13 protein-coding genes are annotated in these 17104 nt (G+C 55.7%); 3 read left to right on the top strand and 10 right to left on the bottom strand.

Annotated features, from left to right (window positions below; translation table 11 throughout):
- Positions 1 to 6: 6 nt before the first annotated feature.
- The 4 genes from ACFX4O_RS02005 to cecR are packed head-to-tail and all read right to left on the bottom strand — an operon-like array spanning position 7 to position 4531.
- The gene (locus tag ACFX4O_RS02005; RefSeq protein ID WP_131406354.1) at positions 7 to 1140 is read right to left on the bottom strand and encodes an ABC transporter permease; all 1134 of its coding nucleotides are present in this window, start codon (positions 1138 to 1140) and stop codon (positions 7 to 9) included.
- On the bottom strand, positions 1130 to 2869 hold the full coding sequence (locus tag ACFX4O_RS02000; RefSeq protein WP_380206927.1) for an ATP-binding cassette domain-containing protein: 1740 nt from the start codon (positions 2867 to 2869) through the stop codon (positions 1130 to 1132). Before ACFX4O_RS02000 ends, ACFX4O_RS02005 begins: the two co-directional genes overlap by 11 nt.
- The gene (gene hlyD / locus ACFX4O_RS01995; protein ID WP_380207624.1) at positions 2862 to 3857 is read right to left on the bottom strand and encodes a secretion protein HlyD; all 996 of its coding nucleotides are present in this window, start codon (positions 3855 to 3857) and stop codon (positions 2862 to 2864) included. The genes ACFX4O_RS02000 and hlyD overlap by 8 nt, the downstream gene beginning before the upstream one ends.
- A complete protein-coding gene (gene cecR, locus ACFX4O_RS01990) occupies positions 3857 to 4531 on the bottom strand; it encodes a transcriptional regulator CecR (RefSeq protein ID WP_380206925.1) in 675 nt (224 codons plus the stop codon). The genes hlyD and cecR overlap by 1 nt, the downstream gene beginning before the upstream one ends.
- A gap of 224 nt (positions 4532 to 4755) precedes the next feature.
- On the opposite strand from cecR, the gene rhlE reads away from it, so the two are divergent.
- A complete protein-coding gene (gene rhlE, locus ACFX4O_RS01985; protein WP_380206923.1) occupies positions 4756 to 6276 on the top strand; it encodes an ATP-dependent RNA helicase RhlE in 1521 nt (506 codons plus the stop codon).
- Here rhlE and ACFX4O_RS01980 read toward each other — a convergent pair whose 3' ends face one another.
- The 5 genes from ACFX4O_RS01980 to licT form a co-directional block, all read right to left on the bottom strand.
- Complete coding sequence (locus ACFX4O_RS01980) at positions 6277 to 7230, bottom strand: alpha/beta hydrolase (protein WP_380206921.1); 954 nt, start codon at positions 7228 to 7230, stop codon at positions 6277 to 6279.
- A 65-nt stretch (positions 7231 to 7295) separates the two neighbouring features.
- Entirely contained in the window at positions 7296 to 8687 is a 1392-nt protein-coding gene (locus ACFX4O_RS01975; RefSeq protein WP_380206919.1) for a glycoside hydrolase family 1 protein, read from the bottom strand.
- Positions 8688 to 8696: 9 nt separating this feature from the next.
- Positions 8697 to 10169, bottom strand: coding sequence for a glycoside hydrolase family 1 protein (locus ACFX4O_RS01970; RefSeq protein ID WP_380206917.1), 1473 nt, complete (start codon positions 10167 to 10169; stop codon positions 8697 to 8699).
- Between the two features lie 11 nt (positions 10170 to 10180).
- Positions 10181 to 12019, bottom strand: a complete 1839-nt coding sequence (locus ACFX4O_RS01965) for a beta-glucoside-specific PTS transporter subunit IIABC (RefSeq protein ID WP_380206915.1) — start codon at positions 12017 to 12019, stop codon at positions 10181 to 10183.
- A 303-nt stretch (positions 12020 to 12322) separates the two neighbouring features.
- A complete protein-coding gene (gene licT, locus ACFX4O_RS01960) occupies positions 12323 to 13162 on the bottom strand; it encodes a BglG family transcription antiterminator LicT (protein ID WP_380206913.1) in 840 nt (279 codons plus the stop codon).
- A 331-nt stretch (positions 13163 to 13493) separates the two neighbouring features.
- On the opposite strand from licT, the gene dinG reads away from it, so the two are divergent.
- Both dinG and ybiB read left to right on the top strand, forming a co-directional pair.
- A complete protein-coding gene (dinG, locus tag ACFX4O_RS01955) occupies positions 13494 to 15647 on the top strand; it encodes an ATP-dependent DNA helicase DinG (protein WP_380206911.1) in 2154 nt (717 codons plus the stop codon).
- Positions 15648 to 15672: 25 nt separating this feature from the next.
- Positions 15673 to 16635, top strand: a complete 963-nt coding sequence (gene ybiB, locus ACFX4O_RS01950; protein WP_380206909.1) for a DNA-binding protein YbiB — start codon at positions 15673 to 15675, stop codon at positions 16633 to 16635.
- 113 nt (positions 16636 to 16748) lie between these two features.
- Here ybiB and ybiJ read toward each other — a convergent pair whose 3' ends face one another.
- A complete protein-coding gene (gene ybiJ / locus ACFX4O_RS01945) occupies positions 16749 to 17009 on the bottom strand; it encodes a DUF1471 family protein YbiJ (RefSeq protein ID WP_131406364.1) in 261 nt (86 codons plus the stop codon).
- Positions 17010 to 17104: the final 95 nt, after the last annotated feature.

The raw sequence follows: 17104 nt of genomic DNA, 5'->3' as shown, positions 1-17104 counted from the left end.
TTTTCCTTAATCCAGTCTGCGTTTGGTTTTCAGCCACGTCAGGCCAATAAACATCACCGCCGACGCGACTAAAAACAGCACGTTCACCAGCAGTACCACCGGGATATTGCCCGCCAGAAACAGGCTTTGCAGGGTGCTGACAAAGTAACGTGCCGGAATAATGTACGTCACCACGCGGATAATGGCAGGCATGCTGTCTATCTGGAAAATAAAGCCAGACAGCATAATCGACGGTAAAAACGCGGCGTTAAGCGCCACCTGCGCGGCGTTAAACTGATTGCGCGTGATGGTAGAAATCAACAGCCCCATGCCTAAAGTGCTCAGCAAAAACAGGCTGGTAATAAAAAAGAGGATCAGCAACGAGCCGCGATACGGCACGCCGAGAATAAACACCGACACCAGCATGCACAGACCCATCGCCAGCATGCCGAGAAAATAATAGGGAATGAGTTTGCACAGCAGCAGTTCCGCGCGGGTGATTTCGGTGGAGAGCAGCGCTTCCATGGTGCCGCGTTCCCACTCGCGCGCCACCACCAGCGAGGTGAGGATCGCGCCAATCACCGTCATGATAATGGTCACCGCACCAGGGATAATAAAATGCTGGCTGATAGCCGCCGGGTTAAACCAGTAGCGCGTCTGTACATCAATCAGTGGCTTAAACGTTTCCCCGTTATCTTCCGCGCGTTGCTGCTGCCAGAGTTGCCAGATACCTTCGGCATAACCCTGCACAAAGTTGGCGGTGTTCGGTTCGCTGCCATCGGTTATCACCTGAATCGGCGCACTGTCGCCGGGGCGCGCCATTTGTGCGGCGAAATTCACCGGAATGACTATCAGCCCACGAATGCGCCCGGCCTGCATCATCTGAATCAGTTGTTGGCGGTTATCGCTAATGGTGGCATCAATATAGGGCGAGCCGGTCAGCGTATGGGTAAAATCCAACGCCTCTTCGCTTTGCTGTTCGAGCAGCACGCCAACGCGCAGTTTGCTGGAATCGAGGTTAATACCGTAACCGAAAATAAACAGCAGCAGCAGCGGGATCACCACCGCAATCAACCAGCTACTCGGGTCGCGCACAATCTGGCGCGTCTCTTTCACACACAGCGCGCGCACGCGCCGCCAGGAGAGGGCTTTAACGCTCATCGTGGTGCTCCTTATCCCAGTTATGGATAAGCGTAATAAACGCATGCTCCATTGTCGGGTCCGGGTGATCCGCATCGGCGGTTTGCGCCTTCAGCGCGTCTGGCGTGCCGCTGGCGATTAATTTCCCGCGATAGACCAGCCCAATGCGATCGCAATACTCCGCTTCATCCATAAAGTGGGTGGTCACCATCACGGTGACGCCTTTTTCCACCATGCTATTGATATGCAGCCAGAACTCGCGCCGTGTCAGTGGATCGACGCCGGAGGTGGGTTCATCCAGAAACAGAATATCCGGCTCATGCATCAGCGAGCAGGCCAGCGCCAGCCGCTGCTTAAAGCCGAGCGGCAGTTCGTCGGTGGCATGACTGGCGATACTTTTCAACCCAAAAGCCTCACTCATGCGGTCGATTTTCTCGCTCTGTGCTCGTCCGCGCAGACCATAAACGCCGGAAAAGAAGCGCAGGTTTTGTTCCACCGTCAGGTTGCCATAGAGGGAGAATTTCTGGGCCATATAACCCAGGTGTTGGCGCGCTTTGCCCGAACTGACTTTCAGATCCATGTTCAGTACCAGCGCCTGACCATCGGTTGGCACCAGTAAACCGCACATCATTTTGAAGGTAGTGGATTTTCCCGCGCCGTTCGGGCCGAGCAGGCCAAAGATCTCCCCGCGTTTGACGGCAAAATTGACATTGTCGGTCGCGGCGAAATCGCCAAATTTTTTGGTCAGCGATTTGGCTTCAATCACCGTCTCTTCTGCGCTGCCTTCCACCGTATGCAGAATTGCCCCCAGCGGGGATTCGGACGTGCCCGCGCCGCCAAGCAGGTCGATAAAGGCATCTTCAAAGCGCGGTGCCGTTTCCTCTATCTCTAAAGCAGGCATATTTTCTGCTTGTTGCAGGGCCTGCGCTTGCGCTCCTTTTTTCAGGATCACACGAACGGAACGTCCCTGAATCATGCCGTCGCTGACCTGCGGCTGCTTAAGAATACGGCGCAGCAAACGCCGGTTATTCTCCTCGTTACTGGTGACGAGGAAACTGCGTCCGGCCATGGTCTGCGTCAGCGCTTTCGGTTCGCCCTGATACAGCAATTCCCCTTCGTTCATCAACAACACATCGCGGCACTGCTCGGCTTCATCAAGGTAAGAGGTGCTCCAGAGGATCAGCATGCCGTCGCCTGCCAGTTCATGCACCATCTGCCACAGTTCGCGGCGGGAAATAGGATCAACACCGACGCCCGGCTCATCCAGCAATAACACTTTCGGCTCGCCGACCAGTGTGCAGGCCAGGCCCAGCTTCTGTTTCATGCCGCCGGAGAGTTTCCCGGCCAGCCGCTCGGTAAACGGGGCGAGGGCGGTGAATTCCAGCAGCCGCACAAACGTCTGGCGGCGCTGCTCGCCGGTAACGCTGCGTAAATCGGCATACAGATTGAGGTTTTCCATTACCGTCAAATCTTCATACAGGCCAAACTTCTGCGGCATATAACCGAGCATGGCATGCAGTTCGCTGTCATTGGCGATAGGATCGAGACCCATCACCTGTGCGCTGCCTTCATCCGGGCGCATCAGCCCGGCAAGCATGCGCATCAGCGTGGTTTTCCCGGCACCATCCGGACCAACAAGGCCAGTCACGTACCCGGCTTGGATGTCACAATCCAGCCGCGCCACGGCAGGCTTTTCCATGCCACCAAAGCGCTTTACTAACCCGCGCAGGTGGATAGCCGCTTCACTCATGGCGCGCCTCGCCGCTAAAGCGCAGCGTAACGGGCATGCCCTGGCGCAGGCTGTCATCGGCATCGGTCACAATAATGCGCAGGCGATAGACCAGATCGGTACGCAAATCCGGGGTTTCGACGGTTTTGGGCGTGAATTCGGCGGTGGGCGAAACAAAGCCAATTTTGCCGTGATAAGGCTTATCCGGGCGACCATCGGTATACAGCAGAATCTCTTGCCCCGGCTGCGCCTGGTGCAAATTGCGCTCATCTACATAGGCGCGAACCCATACCGGGCGCGTCAGGGAAAGAGTGAATACGGTGCTTCCGGCGCTGAGCATGCTGCCGGGTTCGACGGCACGCGTCAGCACGGTACCGTTACTTGGCGCGACCAGTGTTGTGTCATGCAGATCCAGTTGCGCTTGCGCCAGCGCGGCTTCGGCCTGTTCAAGGCTGGCTTTGGCCTGGGCGATTTCCTGCGGGCGGTTACCGGCGCGGTACTGGCTCAGTTTATCTTGTGCAGATTTCAGCGTTGCCTGGGCCTGATCCCGTGAAGAGCGGGCATTTTCCAGATCGTTTGCCGAAATCGCCCGGCTTTTCATCAGACCCTGCTGGCGCTGATAGAAATTCTGCGCGTAATCATACGCTGCTTGCGCCTGGCGTACGGCGGCGACGGCTTGAGCTATCTCTTCATCGCGGTAACCGGCGGTCGCCAGCGAGTATTTCGCCTGTGCCGTCGCGACATTGGCTTGCGCCTGCATGAGCGCGTTTTCGTAGGGCGCTTTGTCTATTTCACCAAGCGTTTGTCCGGCGCTTATCGTATCCCCTTCATCCACATTCAGCGCAGAGAGCCGCCCGCCAACGCGGAAGCTTAAATTCACCGTGCGGATGTCGACATTCCCGTACAGAGTAAGCGTGCGGTCTTGTTTGCTTTGATACCACATCCAGCCGCCGCCCAGCGCGGCCAGTACCACCACAACTATCAATACCACGACGATGGGTTTTTTCATCACGTTGAACTCCTGTTCGTTAATCCCTGCAAGATAAGGTCGATATGGCAGGTGATGACTTGATAAATCTGTGTCGTTTTCTCTTCATCAAACTGCGTCCAACCGGCGCGCAACAAAATGGTTTCCCGCCCGAGGCGAAAGGCGAGGATCTGGCCGATAAGCGCATGGGTGTGAATAATGGTTTGCGTATCTTTGGCGTCGCGCCCGGTGTAGGCCGCGAGCAGCGCCGTGAAATGGCTGTGCAGCGGCGCAATCACCTGGTTATGTATTAACTGGTAAGCGCGCGTGGGTGAGAGCTGCTCGCGGGAGATAAATTTGCTCAGGTTGAGCGTCTCGTCATGGGTGAGCAACACAATCATATTTTTACAGGCGCGGTGGATCAGCTCACGAATGGCCGTTTTATCCGGCGCGGGCTGCGCGAACAGCTCTTCGGCGGCTTGTACATGGGGGCGAAAATTGTCGCTGATAAAATCGGCAATCCACTGCGCGCAGGCGAGATATAAATCCTCTTTTGAGCCAAAATAGTAAGTAATCGCGGCAATATTCTGCCCGGCTTGTGCGGCGATGTCCCGCGTGGTGGCATGCAAGCCATATTCACCAAACTGCGCCAGCGCGGCGGCAATCAGCTGGTTTCGGGCCTGTTCACCTCTGCTGGTGGTGGGTGTTGTATGCATGGCGATTATAAAAGTTAATCAATCGATTGATTAACTTTATGGCTAAATTTTAGGCTTGTCCAGTTGGCGGTGCGTTATCCACTCCCGGAGGGATATTTTATGCGTGCGATCACAAAAGCTGATACACTCCGCCCCTTCATGACACTGTGGTTTTTGTCATCAATCAAATTATTATCTCCTCGAAAACTACACCTGTTCACAGGTCGGGGCGGTGTGGAGTTGTTATGTCTTTTGATGCCCTTGGCCTGAATCCGGAAATCCTGCGCGCTGTTGCCGAGCAGGGTTATCTTCAGCCGACCCCTATTCAGCAGCAGGCTATCCCGGCAGTGCTGCAAGGCCGCGATCTGATGGCGAGTGCCCAGACCGGCACCGGTAAAACCGCTGGTTTTACGCTGCCGCTGTTGCAACGCCTGATCCAAAACGATCCGCACGCCAAGGGCCGTCGCCCGATACGTGCGCTGATCTTAACGCCAACCCGTGAACTGGCGGCGCAGGTGGGTGAAAATGTTCAGGAATACAGCAAGTACCTGAATGTCCGCTCGCTGGTGGTATTCGGCGGCGTGAGCATTAACCCGCAGATGATGAAACTGCGCAGCGGCGTTGATATCCTGGTGGCGACACCGGGGCGTCTGCTGGATCTGGAACACCAGAACGCGCTGAAACTTGATAGCGTGGAAATTCTGGTGCTGGACGAAGCCGACCGCATGCTGGATATGGGCTTTATTCACGATATTCGCCGCGTGCTGGCAAAACTGCCGGCGAAGCGCCAGAACCTGCTGTTCTCCGCAACCTTCTCCGATGAGATCAAACAGCTGGCGGAAAAGCTGCTGCGTAATCCGCTGGAGATCGAAGTGGCGCGCCGCAACACCGCTTCTGAGCAGGTGACACAGCATGTGCATCTCGTCGATAAAAAACGCAAGCGGGAACTGCTGTCGCAGATGATTGGCGAGGGCAACTGGCAACAGGTGCTGGTGTTCACCCGCACAAAACACGGTGCTAACCACCTGGCGGAGCAGCTCAACAAAGACGGTATTACCAGCGCTGCGATCCACGGGAATAAGAGCCAGGGTGCGCGTACTCGCGCACTCGCGGATTTTAAATCTGGCGACATTCGTGTGCTGGTGGCGACCGACATCGCTGCGCGTGGTCTCGACATTGAAGATCTGCCGCATGTGGTGAACTACGAGCTGCCGAACGTGCCAGAAGACTATGTTCATCGTATTGGCCGTACCGGTCGCGCGGCGGCAACTGGCGAAGCGCTGTCGCTGGTGTGTGTTGATGAATATAAACTGCTGCATGATATCGAACGTTTGCTGAAAAAAGAGATCCCGCGCATTGCCCTTGAAGGTTATGAGCCGGATCCCTCCATTAAAGCCGAGCCGATTCAGAATGGTCGCGGTCAGGGCGGCGGTCGTCAGGGTGGCGGTCGCGGGCAGGGCGGTGGTGGTGGTCGTGGTCAATCTGCGCCGCGTCGCAGTGAGGGCGAAGGGCAAAAACCACGCTCGCCGCGTCGCGCCGAAGGCGGAGCCGCGAAACCGGCAGGTGGCCGTCGTAGTGAAGGCGGAGCCGCGAAACCGGCAGATGGACGCCGTAGTGAAGGCGGAGCCGCGAAGCCAGCAGGTGGACGCCGTCTTGATGGCGGCGCCGCGAAACCTACCGGTGGGCGTCGACTCGATGGTGGCGCAGCTCCGGCAGGCAACCCGTCTCGCCGTCGTCGCCCGCGTAAGCCTTCCTCCGCTGAGTAATTAGCGGTTAAAACGCGCCAGCCAGTTCTGGCGCGTCTCTCTGGCCCGCTGTGCGATGCTCGCCTGCGGGTCGGAATGAAAGCCGTGGTACGCACCCGGCCAGACATTCAGCTCCACCTCGACTCCCGCACGCATTAACCGCTGCGCATACGCCATATCTTCATCAAGAAACAGATCCAGTGTGCCAACGCCAATCCAGGTCGGCGGTAGTCCAGCCAGGTTGTCGGCGCGCGCGGGTGCAGCATACGGCGATACGTCAACGCTACCGGGTTTGCAGCCAAGCAGCGCGCGCCAGCCAAAATCGTTGTTTTCCCGCGTCCAGATAAATTCGCCCGTCACCGGGTTTCGTTCAGCCTCGACGACCGTACGATCATCGAGCATCGGGAACATCAGGTTCTGAAACGCCAGTGTCGGCCCACCGCGATCGCGCGCCAGCAGCGCCAGAGCGGCGGCAACGCCCGCGCCTGCGCTGTCGCCCATCAGGCCAATATTATTTGCATCAACCCCTAATTGCGCCGCGTTTTCCACCATCCATACTAGCGCGGCATAGCAGTCATAGAGCGAACCAGGAAAGCGGGTTTCTGGCGACAGGCGATAATCGACAGAGACGACTACGCAGTCATGTTGCGCGGCTGTCGGGCGGGTAAGCGACAAAGATTGCTCCGGGCTACCAAACAGATGGCCGCCGCCGTGTATATGCAAAATCCCCATCCGGTTGGCACGCCGTGTCGTTGGGGTGATAACACGCACACGCACGGCAGGCTCACCACCGGCAACCGCAATGTGCTGTTCATGCATCACCAGCGCCAATCCATCATCGGTGTGCATGGCTTGTAGTGCGGCTTGCTGGCGCTGCGCGCGTATTGCAGGGAGTGCGTCGGCTTTCAGCGTGGAAGGTGTCCAGGATTGCAGGGCGGAGCGAAGCTCGGGGTCAACCAAATGCCATGTACTCATGCGTGAACCTTTATCATCAACAGGCCAAAGTAAGGGAAGCGCCTTAGCGCTTCCCGTTTTTAACCTTACAGCACTTCACCGTTGCTGGCGATAACCTGTTGATACCAGCCAAAACTTTTCTTCTTACTGCGCTTGAGCGTACCGTGGCCGTCGTTGTCTTTATCGACATAGATAAAGCCGTAGCGTTTTTTCATCTCACCCGTCCCGGCGCTGACAATGTCGATGGGTCCCCACCACGTGTAGCCCATGATGTCGCAGCCATCTTCAATGGCTTGCGCCATGGCTTCGATGTGGCGACGACCATAATCGATGCGGGCGTCATCGTTAATTTGTCCGCTGGCATCCGGTTCATCCACGCCGCCATAACCGTTTTCAACAATAAACAGCGGCTTACGGTAGCGGTCTGCCAGCTCGTTACAGACAATGCGAAAACCCTGCGGGTCAATCGGCCAGCCCCATTCGGTTTTCTCCAGATACGGATTATCCAGCCCGGCTGTGCCGCCAGTATCAATGCGGAACTGGCCGCCTGCCTGGTGCAGCACGCTGCGGTAGTAGCTAAAGCCAAGATAATCAGAAGGGTAATCTGCCAGCAGTTGCAGATCACCCCCGGCAATCTCCAGTTTTACGCCCAGTTCGCGGAACAGACGCGGCGCAAACGCCGGGTATTGCCCGAACATCATCACGTCCGAGAAAAACAGCGAACGACGGCGCAACTGCATGGTGGAGAAAATGTCGTCCGGATTACTGGTTGCCGGGTAGACGGTGCTCAGCGACAACATGCAGCCGATTTTCGCTTCAGGGATAATCTCGTGGCACAGCTTGTTGGCCAGCGCGTTGGCAACAAACTGGTGATGATTTGCCTGCCAGATCGCCTGCGCGCCGGCATCGGCATCTACCGCGCCGGTGGCGAATGGCATGCGGTTCATGTTGTTCAGCTCGTTAAAGGTCATCCAGTATTTGACCTTGCCTTTGTAACGGCGAAATACCGTTTCGCAGTAGCGGCTAAAAAAGTCAATCAACTGGCGATTCTTCCAGCCACCGTACTCCTGATACAGCGCCAGCGGCGTTTCGTAGTGGGAGAGCGTGATAACCGGCTCAATGCCATACTTCAGCAACTCATCAAACAACGCGTCATAAAACGCCAACCCGGCTTCGTTGGGCGTGGTTTCATCACCGCGCGGGAAGATGCGCGACCAGGCAATCGAGGTGCGAAAGCACGTAAAACCCATCTCGGCGAACAGCGCCACGTCCTCTTTGTAGCGGTGATAAAAGTCCACCGCTTCGTGGCTGGCGTAGTAAAGATTGGGGTCAATCACGGCATCATGTTTGCCAGAGGCGATACCGCCGCGTACCACGTCGGCGATGGACGGCCCTTTGCCGTCTTCATTCCACGCGCCTTCCGCCTGGTTGGCGGCAATTGCGCCACCCCATAAGAAATCTTTCGGGAAAACAGACATATCAGCTCCTTAATCCGCTAAGTCTTCGCCGTTCGAGGCGATCAGTTTTTTATACCAGTGGTAGCTTTTCTTCAGCGAACGCTTCTGCGTGCCGTTGCCCATGTCGTCCTGGTCGACATAGATAAAGCCGTAGCGTTTGGAGATTTGCGCTGTACCCGCGCTGACCACGTCAATTGGCCCCCACCAGGTGTAGCCGAACAGATCCACGCCATCACCGATGGCCTCTTTCATCTGCTCAACGTGCTGGCGCAGGTACTCGATGCGGTAATCGTCATCGATGGAACCGTCCGGATTAACGGTGTCCACCGCGCCGAGGCCGTTTTCGGCAATAAACAGCGGCTTCTGGTAACGGTCATACAGCTGATTGAGCGCCAGACGCAGCCCTTTCGGGTCGATTTGCCAACCCCACTGGCTGGTGGGCAGATAGGGGTTGCGGATACCGCCGGTGACCAGGTTGCCTTCTGTGCCTTCCAGCGTTTCCGGGTGTGCGCTGACGGTGCTCGACATGTAGTAACTAAAGGAGACGAAATCCACCGGGTGCTGGCGCAGGATCTCATCATCGCCGACCACTTTTTTTAGCGTCACGCCTTTTTCTGCCAACATGCGGTCAGTGTAAGCAGGGTAATAACCGTGCGCCTGGACATCGCTGAAGAACAGCGACACGCGCTGCATCTCTTCGCAGGCTTGCAAATCGTCCGGGTGGCAGGTATGCGGATAAAGCATCTGATAGCTGATCATGCAGCCGACCTGCGAGCCAGGAATTATGTCATGGCAGGCTTTGGTGGCGAGCGCACTGGCAACAAACTGATGATGCGCGCCCTGGTATTTATCCTGCTCCAGATGCGGGTTCTCCTCTTCAATCACGCCCACGCTGACATACGGGTGATGTTTCACGCAGTTGATCTCGTTAAAGGTCATCCAGTACTTCACTTTCTTGCGATAGCGGGTGAAGACCGTAGTGGCGAAACGCACATAGAAATCCACCACCTGGCGGTTCGGCCAGCCGCCGTAATCGGTCACCAGCGCCAGCGGCATTTCATAGTGTGAGAGCGACACAATCGGCTCAATGCCGTGTGCCAGTAGCGTGTCGAACACCTCATCGTAAAATTTCAGTCCCGCTTCGTTCGGCGTGGTTTCATCGCCACGCGGGAAGATACGCGTCCAGGCGATTGACATACGGAAGCAGCCAAAACCCATGCCGGCAAACAGGGCGATATCGTCTTTAAAGTGGTGATAGAAGTCGTTGCCTTTGCGTTTTGGGTAATATTTTTTGCTGTTCGGATCCTGTGCTTCCTGCACCTGCGCGTGAGTCATGCCCAGCCACTGATCGAGCCAGCGCTCACGCGGCAGGTTGCTATCGAAGGTATAAACATCCGAGACGGAAAGCCCTTTACCGCCTACATTCCACGCGCCTTCCAGTTGGTTGGCGGCGGTTGCGCCACCCCATAAAAACCCTTCCGGAAATGCTTTCGAAAATGCCATGCCTCTGCTCCTTACGCCGCACTTGCGGTCAGTGTGAGAAATGCGTCCCGGCTGGCGACATCGCCATTCGCTTTCACCGGGCTGATATCGCCGTATTGTTCGCTATTGGTGACCACCACAATCACGCTGGGATCGATGCCTGCCGCCTGCAATGCCGCCAGATCGAAGCTCACCAGCAAATCACCGACCTCCACGTTTTGCCCGGCAGCAATGTGGCTGGTGAAGTGCTTACCGCCGAGTTTCACCGTGTCGATGCCGATATGAATCAGGATTTCCGCCCCGGTATCACTTTGCAGCGCCAGCGCATGGTGGGTTTCAAACAGGGACTCCACCTTGCCATTAACCGGTGAACGCAACTCGCCGCTGGTGGGATAAATGGCGATCCCTTTACCAAAAATTTCATCGGCGAACACCGGATCGCTAAGGGTATTGAGCGGTTTCAACTCGCCGCTGACCGGCGCGAAGAGTTTCTCCTCGCTGCGCTCTACCGGCATCGGGCTGACGCCTGCCACCACGGTCTCTTCAAAACCAAGCACCACGGTGACAACCGCCGCACAGACAAAAGAGATAGCAATGCTGACCAGTGCCCACATGAATGTCGGGCCAACCAGCGCCGGAAGGCCGGGCAAACCGCTCAGGGCGAAGGCGTAGGTTTTGACGCCCATCGCCATCGCGAAACCGCCACCGCAGGCACCGCCAATCAGCGCGGCGGCAAACGGGCGTTTATAGCGGATGTTGATGCCGTACATCGCCGGTTCGGTAATGCCCATCGCGGCACTAAAACTGGTGGTCAACGCCAGTGATTTCAGCTTCTTATCGCGGGCGCGCAGGAACACGCCAAATGCCGCCCCTGCCTGACCGAGGTTGGCGACATAGAAAAGAATTTTGAACGGGTCAAAACCCATGGTGCTGATGTTGTTGATCATGATAGGCACCAGTACATAGTGCATCCCGGTGATGATGATCATCGACAGCGTACCGCCGACCACCACGCCTGCCACGACCCCAGCGTTTTCCACCAGCCAGATAATGCCGCTGGAGAGCTCGTTCCCGGCGAAAATCCCCAGCGGGCCGATGGCAATCAAGGTGATGGGCGTGACGATAACCAAGCTTAACAACGGCACGAACATGGTTTTCAGCACGCCGGGCATCACGCGATCTATCAGCTTTTCCACCCGGCTAAGCAGCCAGACGGCGAGCAAAATGGGGATCACCGTAGAGGCGTAGTTCACCGTTGGCACCGGCAGGCTCATAAAATTGACTGGTGCGCCGGATTTAAACAGCGTTTGAATCGCCGGGTGGAAGAGGGCGGCTGCCAGCGCAACTGCCACATAGGGGTTCGCGCTAAACTTACTCGCCGCGCTGAAGGCCAGCGCCAGCGGCATGAAGTAGAACACGCCATCGCTGATGGCGAGCAGGATTTGGTAGGTCTGATTGCTGGTTTCCAGCCAGTGCATTGCCACCATCAGTGCCAGTACACCTTTCAGGATACCGGCCCCGGCAATCGCCGGAATGATCGGCGAAAAGATGCTGGATAACCCCTCCAGCACCACCGATACCGGGTTGCGCCGTTTTCCGGGCTGCGCTGCGCTGGTGGCAGAGACACCCGGTAATTTCGCCAGCAATGCATCGCACAGCGGTGCGACGTCATTACCGATGATGAGTTGATACTGATCGCCGGAAATGTTTACGCCAATCACGCCATCCAGCGCTTCCAGCGCCGCGCGATCGGCTTTATCGTTATCTTTCAGTAAGAAACGCAAACGGGTGATGCAGTGAAACAATGACAGAATATTGCCCTTGCCGCCGATCTTATTGATTATCTGCTGCGCGGTATCCTGATAGTTCATGGTCATTCCTCCAGACTGACACCTGCGGTGCAGGTGTCATAACAATTACCGGTTACCCACCGGCGCTTTGTTCTTCTGGGGTTTGCCTGATTTAACAGTAACAAGCCTGGAAAGAATTCATACACTTCATACTTCAAACCACAGGAGGGCTGGCTTTTGCCCGGCTCATCCATGCGCCGTGTTCAAATCGGCGCCTTGCCGATTTGGCACTCACCCTGTCACTTACTTTTGTAAACTCCGGGGATTTACGGCGCTGCCACGTTCCTGTGATTCACACTCTCTGTACCTGACTAACAACCGTGATTACGGCTCTGCCCGCTGTACCACGTTTTCGATATGCACGGTCAGATAAAGTTTTTCCGAATTGCTCATCGTGTGGTGATAATTCTTGCCGACAAATTCGTTAATCGCGTCAACGCATTTCAGGGTGGTTTGATAACGACGCTGCACCATGGCAAATAACTCTTCGTCGTCATTATTTAACACCACACCATCAATCACCCGTTGAGCGAAAAACTTTAAATGGGTAATGAAACGCTGGTAATTCAGACTGTGCTCGTCGAGCGGCAGGGTGAAAAAGTATTTAACGATATTCTGTAACTGATAAATAAGCCGTGTAATTTTTGTGGTTTTACCCATCGTATCATTCAGCCCGGCATTCACTATATGCAACGCGATACTACAGGCTTCACTGTCGGGTAATAATGTGCCGGTACGCGCAACAATCATGCCGATCGCCTGGCGGCCAATGGCGTACTCTTCGGTGTAGAAATGGCGCACTTCCCACTCTAACGGATTGGGTAAAACTTCATTTTTTTCTACGCGTTGTAGCGCGAAGTGCAAGTGATCGGCCAGCGTAACGTACAGACCTTCGCTTAATTTATGCGAAAGCGTGGAGCGTGCCAGCGCAACAATATCGGCGGTGAGTTGCACTATTTCCACCGGCACTTCGCTAACCAGATCTTTAAAACGTGCGGAGACTTGAGAGTCCTGCAAATGGAATATTTTCTCGATGGCTTGCGCATCGACGCGTGCGCCGCTTTGAGTATTAAACCCTAAGCCGCGCCCAGTCAGAATAACCTCAAGGCCATGCTCATCAATGGCGCTGACAACGTTATTATTTAATATTTGTTTGACCAGCATCGCCAACTCCTGCAAACAAAAACGGGCAAAACGTAAATACAGCAGCGAGCGGATGTCGCCCTCTTTCTCTGCATTTAGGTTTTGCCCGATATTCGGTAACAAGCGTAATGCAGGTAAAAACTAGCATTGCCTGAATAAATGATCAACGCGACCTGAAGGGCAATGGCGAATGGATCTGCCAATTTGTGATCGGCGTTGTGAAAAATATCCTGTATCCGATCAGTGACGCGTGGAATATGTGGACGTGCTTCCAGCCAGGCAAAAAGGGTTATCCTACGGGCGCTAAAAATGCCACAATAGTGTCTGTTTATACAGTATTTCAGGTTTCCTCATGGCCCTTACCGCCGCGCTAAAAGCGCAGATTGCCGCCTGGTATAAGGCGTTGCAACAACAGATCCCGGACTTTATTCCCCGCGCGCCGCAGCGGCAGATGATTGCTGACGTGGCGAAAACGCTGGCGGGGGATGAAGGGCGTCATCTGGCGATTGAAGCGCCGACCGGCGTGGGGAAAACGCTCTCCTATCTCATTCCGGGCATCGCCATCGCGCGTGAAGAGCAAAAAACGCTGGTAGTTAGCACGGCTAACGTGGCGTTGCAGGATCAGATATTCAGTAAAGATCTGCCGCTGCTGCGCAAAATTATCCCCGATTTACGCTTTACCGCCGCGTTTGGCCGTGGGCGCTATGTCTGCCCGCGCAACCTGGCGGCGCTGGCAAGCAGCGAGCCGAACCAGCAGGACCTGCTGGCATTTCTGGACGATGAGCTGACACCTGGCAACCAGGAGGAGCAGAAGCGGTGTGCGGCGCTGAAAGCTGACCTCGACAGCTATAAGTGGGATGGCCTGCGCGATCACACCGATAAGGCGATCACCGATGATTTGTGGCGACGTCTCAGCACCGATAAAGCCAGTTGCCTGAACCGTAACTGCCACTACTACCGCGAGTGTCCCTTTTTTGTCGCGCGCCGCGAAATTCAGGAAGCTGAAGTCGTGGTCGCCAACCACGCGCTGGTGATGGCGGCGATGGAGAGCGAAGCGGTGCTACCGGAGCCAAAAAACCTGCTGCTGGTGCTGGATGAAGGCCACCATCTACCGGATGTGGCGCGTGATGCGCTGGAGATGACGGCGGAAATCACCGCACCCTGGTATCAGCTCCAGCTCGATCTGTTCACCAAACTGGTGGCGACCTGCCTTGAGCAGTTTCGCCCGAAAACGCTGCCGCCGCTGGCGACACCGGAGCGGCTCAACGCCCATTGTGAGGAGCTTTACGCACTTATCGCTTCTCTTAACAACATTCTCAATCTTTACCTTCCGGCGGGCCAGGAGGCGGAATATCGCTTTGCAATGGGCGAGCTGCCAAATGAAGTGATGGAGATTTGCCAGCGGCTGGCAAAACTGACGGAGATGCTGCGTGGGCTGGCAGAACTGTTCCTGAATGATTTAAGCGAGAAGACCGGTAGCCAAGACATTGTGCGTTTGCACCGGATCATTTTGCAGATGAACCGCGCGCTGGGCATGTTCGAAAGCCAGAGCAAACTCTGGCGGCTGGCCTCAATGGCGCAGGCGTCCGGTGCGCCGGTGACCAAATGGGCCACTCGCGAGGCGCGTGACGGACAGCTGCATCTGCTGTTCCACTGTGTGGGCATTCGGGTGAGCGATCAGCTGGAAAAGCTGCTCTGGCGCAGCGTTCCGCACATCGTGGTGACCTCGGCGACGTTACGTTCGCTGAACAGTTTCAATCGTCTGCAAGAGATGAGCGGTTTAAAAGAGAAAGCCGGGGATCGCTTTGTCACGCTTGGTTCGCCGTTCAACCATGTTGAGCAGGGAAAAATTGTTATTCCGCAGATGCGTTATGAGCCGCTGATGGAAAACGAAGAGCAGCACATTGCGGAAATGGCGACCTGGTTTCGCGAGCAGGTTGAGAGTAAAGCACACCCTGGGATGCTGGTGCTGTTCGCCAGCCAGCGTGCGATGCAGCTGTTTTTAACCTATGTCGCAGACTTGCGTTTATTGCTGCTGGTGCAGGGCGATCAACCGCGTTATCGACTGGTGGAACTGCACCGTAAACGTATCGATAACGGCGAGCGCAGCGTGTTGGTCGGCTTGCAGTCATTCGCTGAAGGGTTGGATCTCAAAGGCGATTACCTGACGCAGGTTCATATCCATAAAATTGCCTTTCCGCCTATCGACAGCCCGGTGGTGATCACTGAAGGCGAGTGGCTGAAAAGCCTGAATCGTTATCCTTTTGAAGTGCAGAGCCTGCCCAGCGCGTCGTTTAACCTTATTCAGCAAGTGGGGCGGCTTATCCGTAGCCACAGTTGCCGTGGAGAAGTGGTTATTTACGATAAACGGCTGCTGACCAAAAGCTACGGTAAACGCCTGCTTGATGCGCTACCTGTGTTTCCTATTTCACAACCGGTGATGCCGGACGTTATAGTGAAGAAACCCGTGAAAAAACCAGAACAGAAGCGTCGCAAACGCCGTTAACGATGTGAGCCCGCAAGGAGTCGCTATGGATTACCGCAAAATCATTAAAGAAATTGGTCGTGGGAAAAACCACGCCCGCGACCTCGATTTCGACACTGCTCGTGGTCTGTATACGCAGATGCTGAAGGGGGAAGTGCCGGATCTGGAGATGGGCGGCATTTTGATTGCTCTGCGTATTAAAGGGGAAGGGGAAGCGGAAATGCTCGGCTTTTACGAGGCGATGCAGCAACACACCCTGAAACTGACGCCGCCGGTAGCTAAGCCGATGCCGATTGTCATTCCCAGCTATAACGGCGCGCGTAAGCAGGCGAACCTGACGCCGCTGCTGGCGATTTTGCTCAACAAACTCGGTTTTCCGGTCGTGGTGCATGGCGTCACTGAAGATCCGACACGCGTCGTAACGGAGAGCATTTTCAAACTACTGGGAATTGATGCCACGCTGCACGCAGGCCAGGCGCAGGCGAAGCTGGAGGGACATCACCCGGTCTATATTCCTGTGAGTGCACTCTGTCCACCGCTGGAAAAACAGCTGGCGATGCGCTGGCGGATGGGCGTGCGCAACAGCGCGCACACGCTGGCAAAGTTGGCAACGCCCTTTGAAAAAGACGCCGCGCTGCGTTTGTCCAGCGTTTCGCACCCGGAGTACATCACTCGGGTGGGGAAATTCTTTGCCGATATTGGCGGACGCGGCCTGTTGATGCATGGCACGGAAGGGGAAGTTTATGCTAACCCGCAACGATGCCCGCAAATCAACCTGATTGATGCGCAGGGTGAGCGCGTACTTTATGCGCGTGACGATGCTGCACCCGCGGCAAGTGACGGAGCAGCGAAAGACGCGGAAAGTACAGCGCGCTGGACAGAACGCTGCCTTGCGGGAAGTGAAGCGGTGCCGGAGTCGCTCAAAATTCAGATCGCCTGCTGTCTGGTGGCGACGGGTGAAGTGGCGACGCTGGAAGAGGGTCTGGCGCGGGTTGCGCAGAGTTTCTGACAAAAAAAAGCCCGTCACATCTCTGGACGGGCAAAAAAGGGTAACAACAGGGTTAATGAGGGGGGAGCACCTGACAGAGGGTTAATTTGCCAGGGGTAAAACGCGGTTTTCGGTTATTTGTAGATAACCGCAGTGCCGCTCAGTTTGTTATTGCCTGTAGCGGAAGTCATGCTGTAGCCCGTTGCGCCAGCGGCTTGTGCTTTCTCTGCCAGTTTGGCTTCCAGCCCGTCCAGCGTGGTCGCGCCTTCAGCGGAAACAACACCGATTTTATTCAGATTCTCTGCCTGAGCAGCGGTGACTGATTGTGCCGCGAAGGCACCGAAAGAGAGGGTGGACAGCGCGATAGCAGCAACAGCATATTTGATGGTTTTCATCGTTAATTTCTCGCAGGTTATTCTGTATGGGGGACAATGTTCCGTCGATGTGATGAGTATCACGTTTTTTGGCGGGAGATAAAATCGAAGAGAAT

Origin of the sequence: Kosakonia sp. YIM B13571 (genome assembly GCF_042788095.1) — a bacterium.
Classification (GTDB): Bacteria; Pseudomonadota; Gammaproteobacteria; order Enterobacterales; family Enterobacteriaceae; genus Kosakonia; species Kosakonia quasisacchari.
This window is presented reverse-complemented; position numbering and strand designations above follow the sequence as displayed.

Coding starts and splice junctions, on each gene's coding strand:
- ACFX4O_RS02005 (WP_131406354.1), bottom strand. CDS start 1,140: ATGAGCGTTAAAGCCCTCTCCTGGCGGCGCGTGCGCGCGCTGTGTGTG.
- ACFX4O_RS02000 (WP_380206927.1), bottom strand. CDS start 2,869: ATGAGTGAAGCGGCTATCCACCTGCGCGGGTTAGTAAAGCGCTTTGGT.
- hlyD (WP_380207624.1), bottom strand. CDS start 3,857: ATGAAAAAACCCATCGTCGTGGTATTGATAGTTGTGGTGGTACTGGCC.
- cecR (WP_380206925.1), bottom strand. CDS start 4,531: ATGCATACAACACCCACCACCAGCAGAGGTGAACAGGCCCGAAACCAG.
- rhlE (WP_380206923.1), top strand. CDS start 4,756: ATGTCTTTTGATGCCCTTGGCCTGAATCCGGAAATCCTGCGCGCTGTT.
- ACFX4O_RS01980 (WP_380206921.1), bottom strand. CDS start 7,230: ATGAGTACATGGCATTTGGTTGACCCCGAGCTTCGCTCCGCCCTGCAA.
- ACFX4O_RS01975 (WP_380206919.1), bottom strand. CDS start 8,687: ATGTCTGTTTTCCCGAAAGATTTCTTATGGGGTGGCGCAATTGCCGCC.
- ACFX4O_RS01970 (WP_380206917.1), bottom strand. CDS start 10,169: ATGGCATTTTCGAAAGCATTTCCGGAAGGGTTTTTATGGGGTGGCGCA.
- ACFX4O_RS01965 (WP_380206915.1), bottom strand. CDS start 12,019: ATGAACTATCAGGATACCGCGCAGCAGATAATCAATAAGATCGGCGGC.
- licT (WP_380206913.1), bottom strand. CDS start 13,162: ATGCTGGTCAAACAAATATTAAATAATAACGTTGTCAGCGCCATTGAT.
- dinG (WP_380206911.1), top strand. CDS start 13,494: ATGGCCCTTACCGCCGCGCTAAAAGCGCAGATTGCCGCCTGGTATAAG.
- ybiB (WP_380206909.1), top strand. CDS start 15,673: ATGGATTACCGCAAAATCATTAAAGAAATTGGTCGTGGGAAAAACCAC.
- ybiJ (WP_131406364.1), bottom strand. CDS start 17,009: ATGAAAACCATCAAATATGCTGTTGCTGCTATCGCGCTGTCCACCCTC.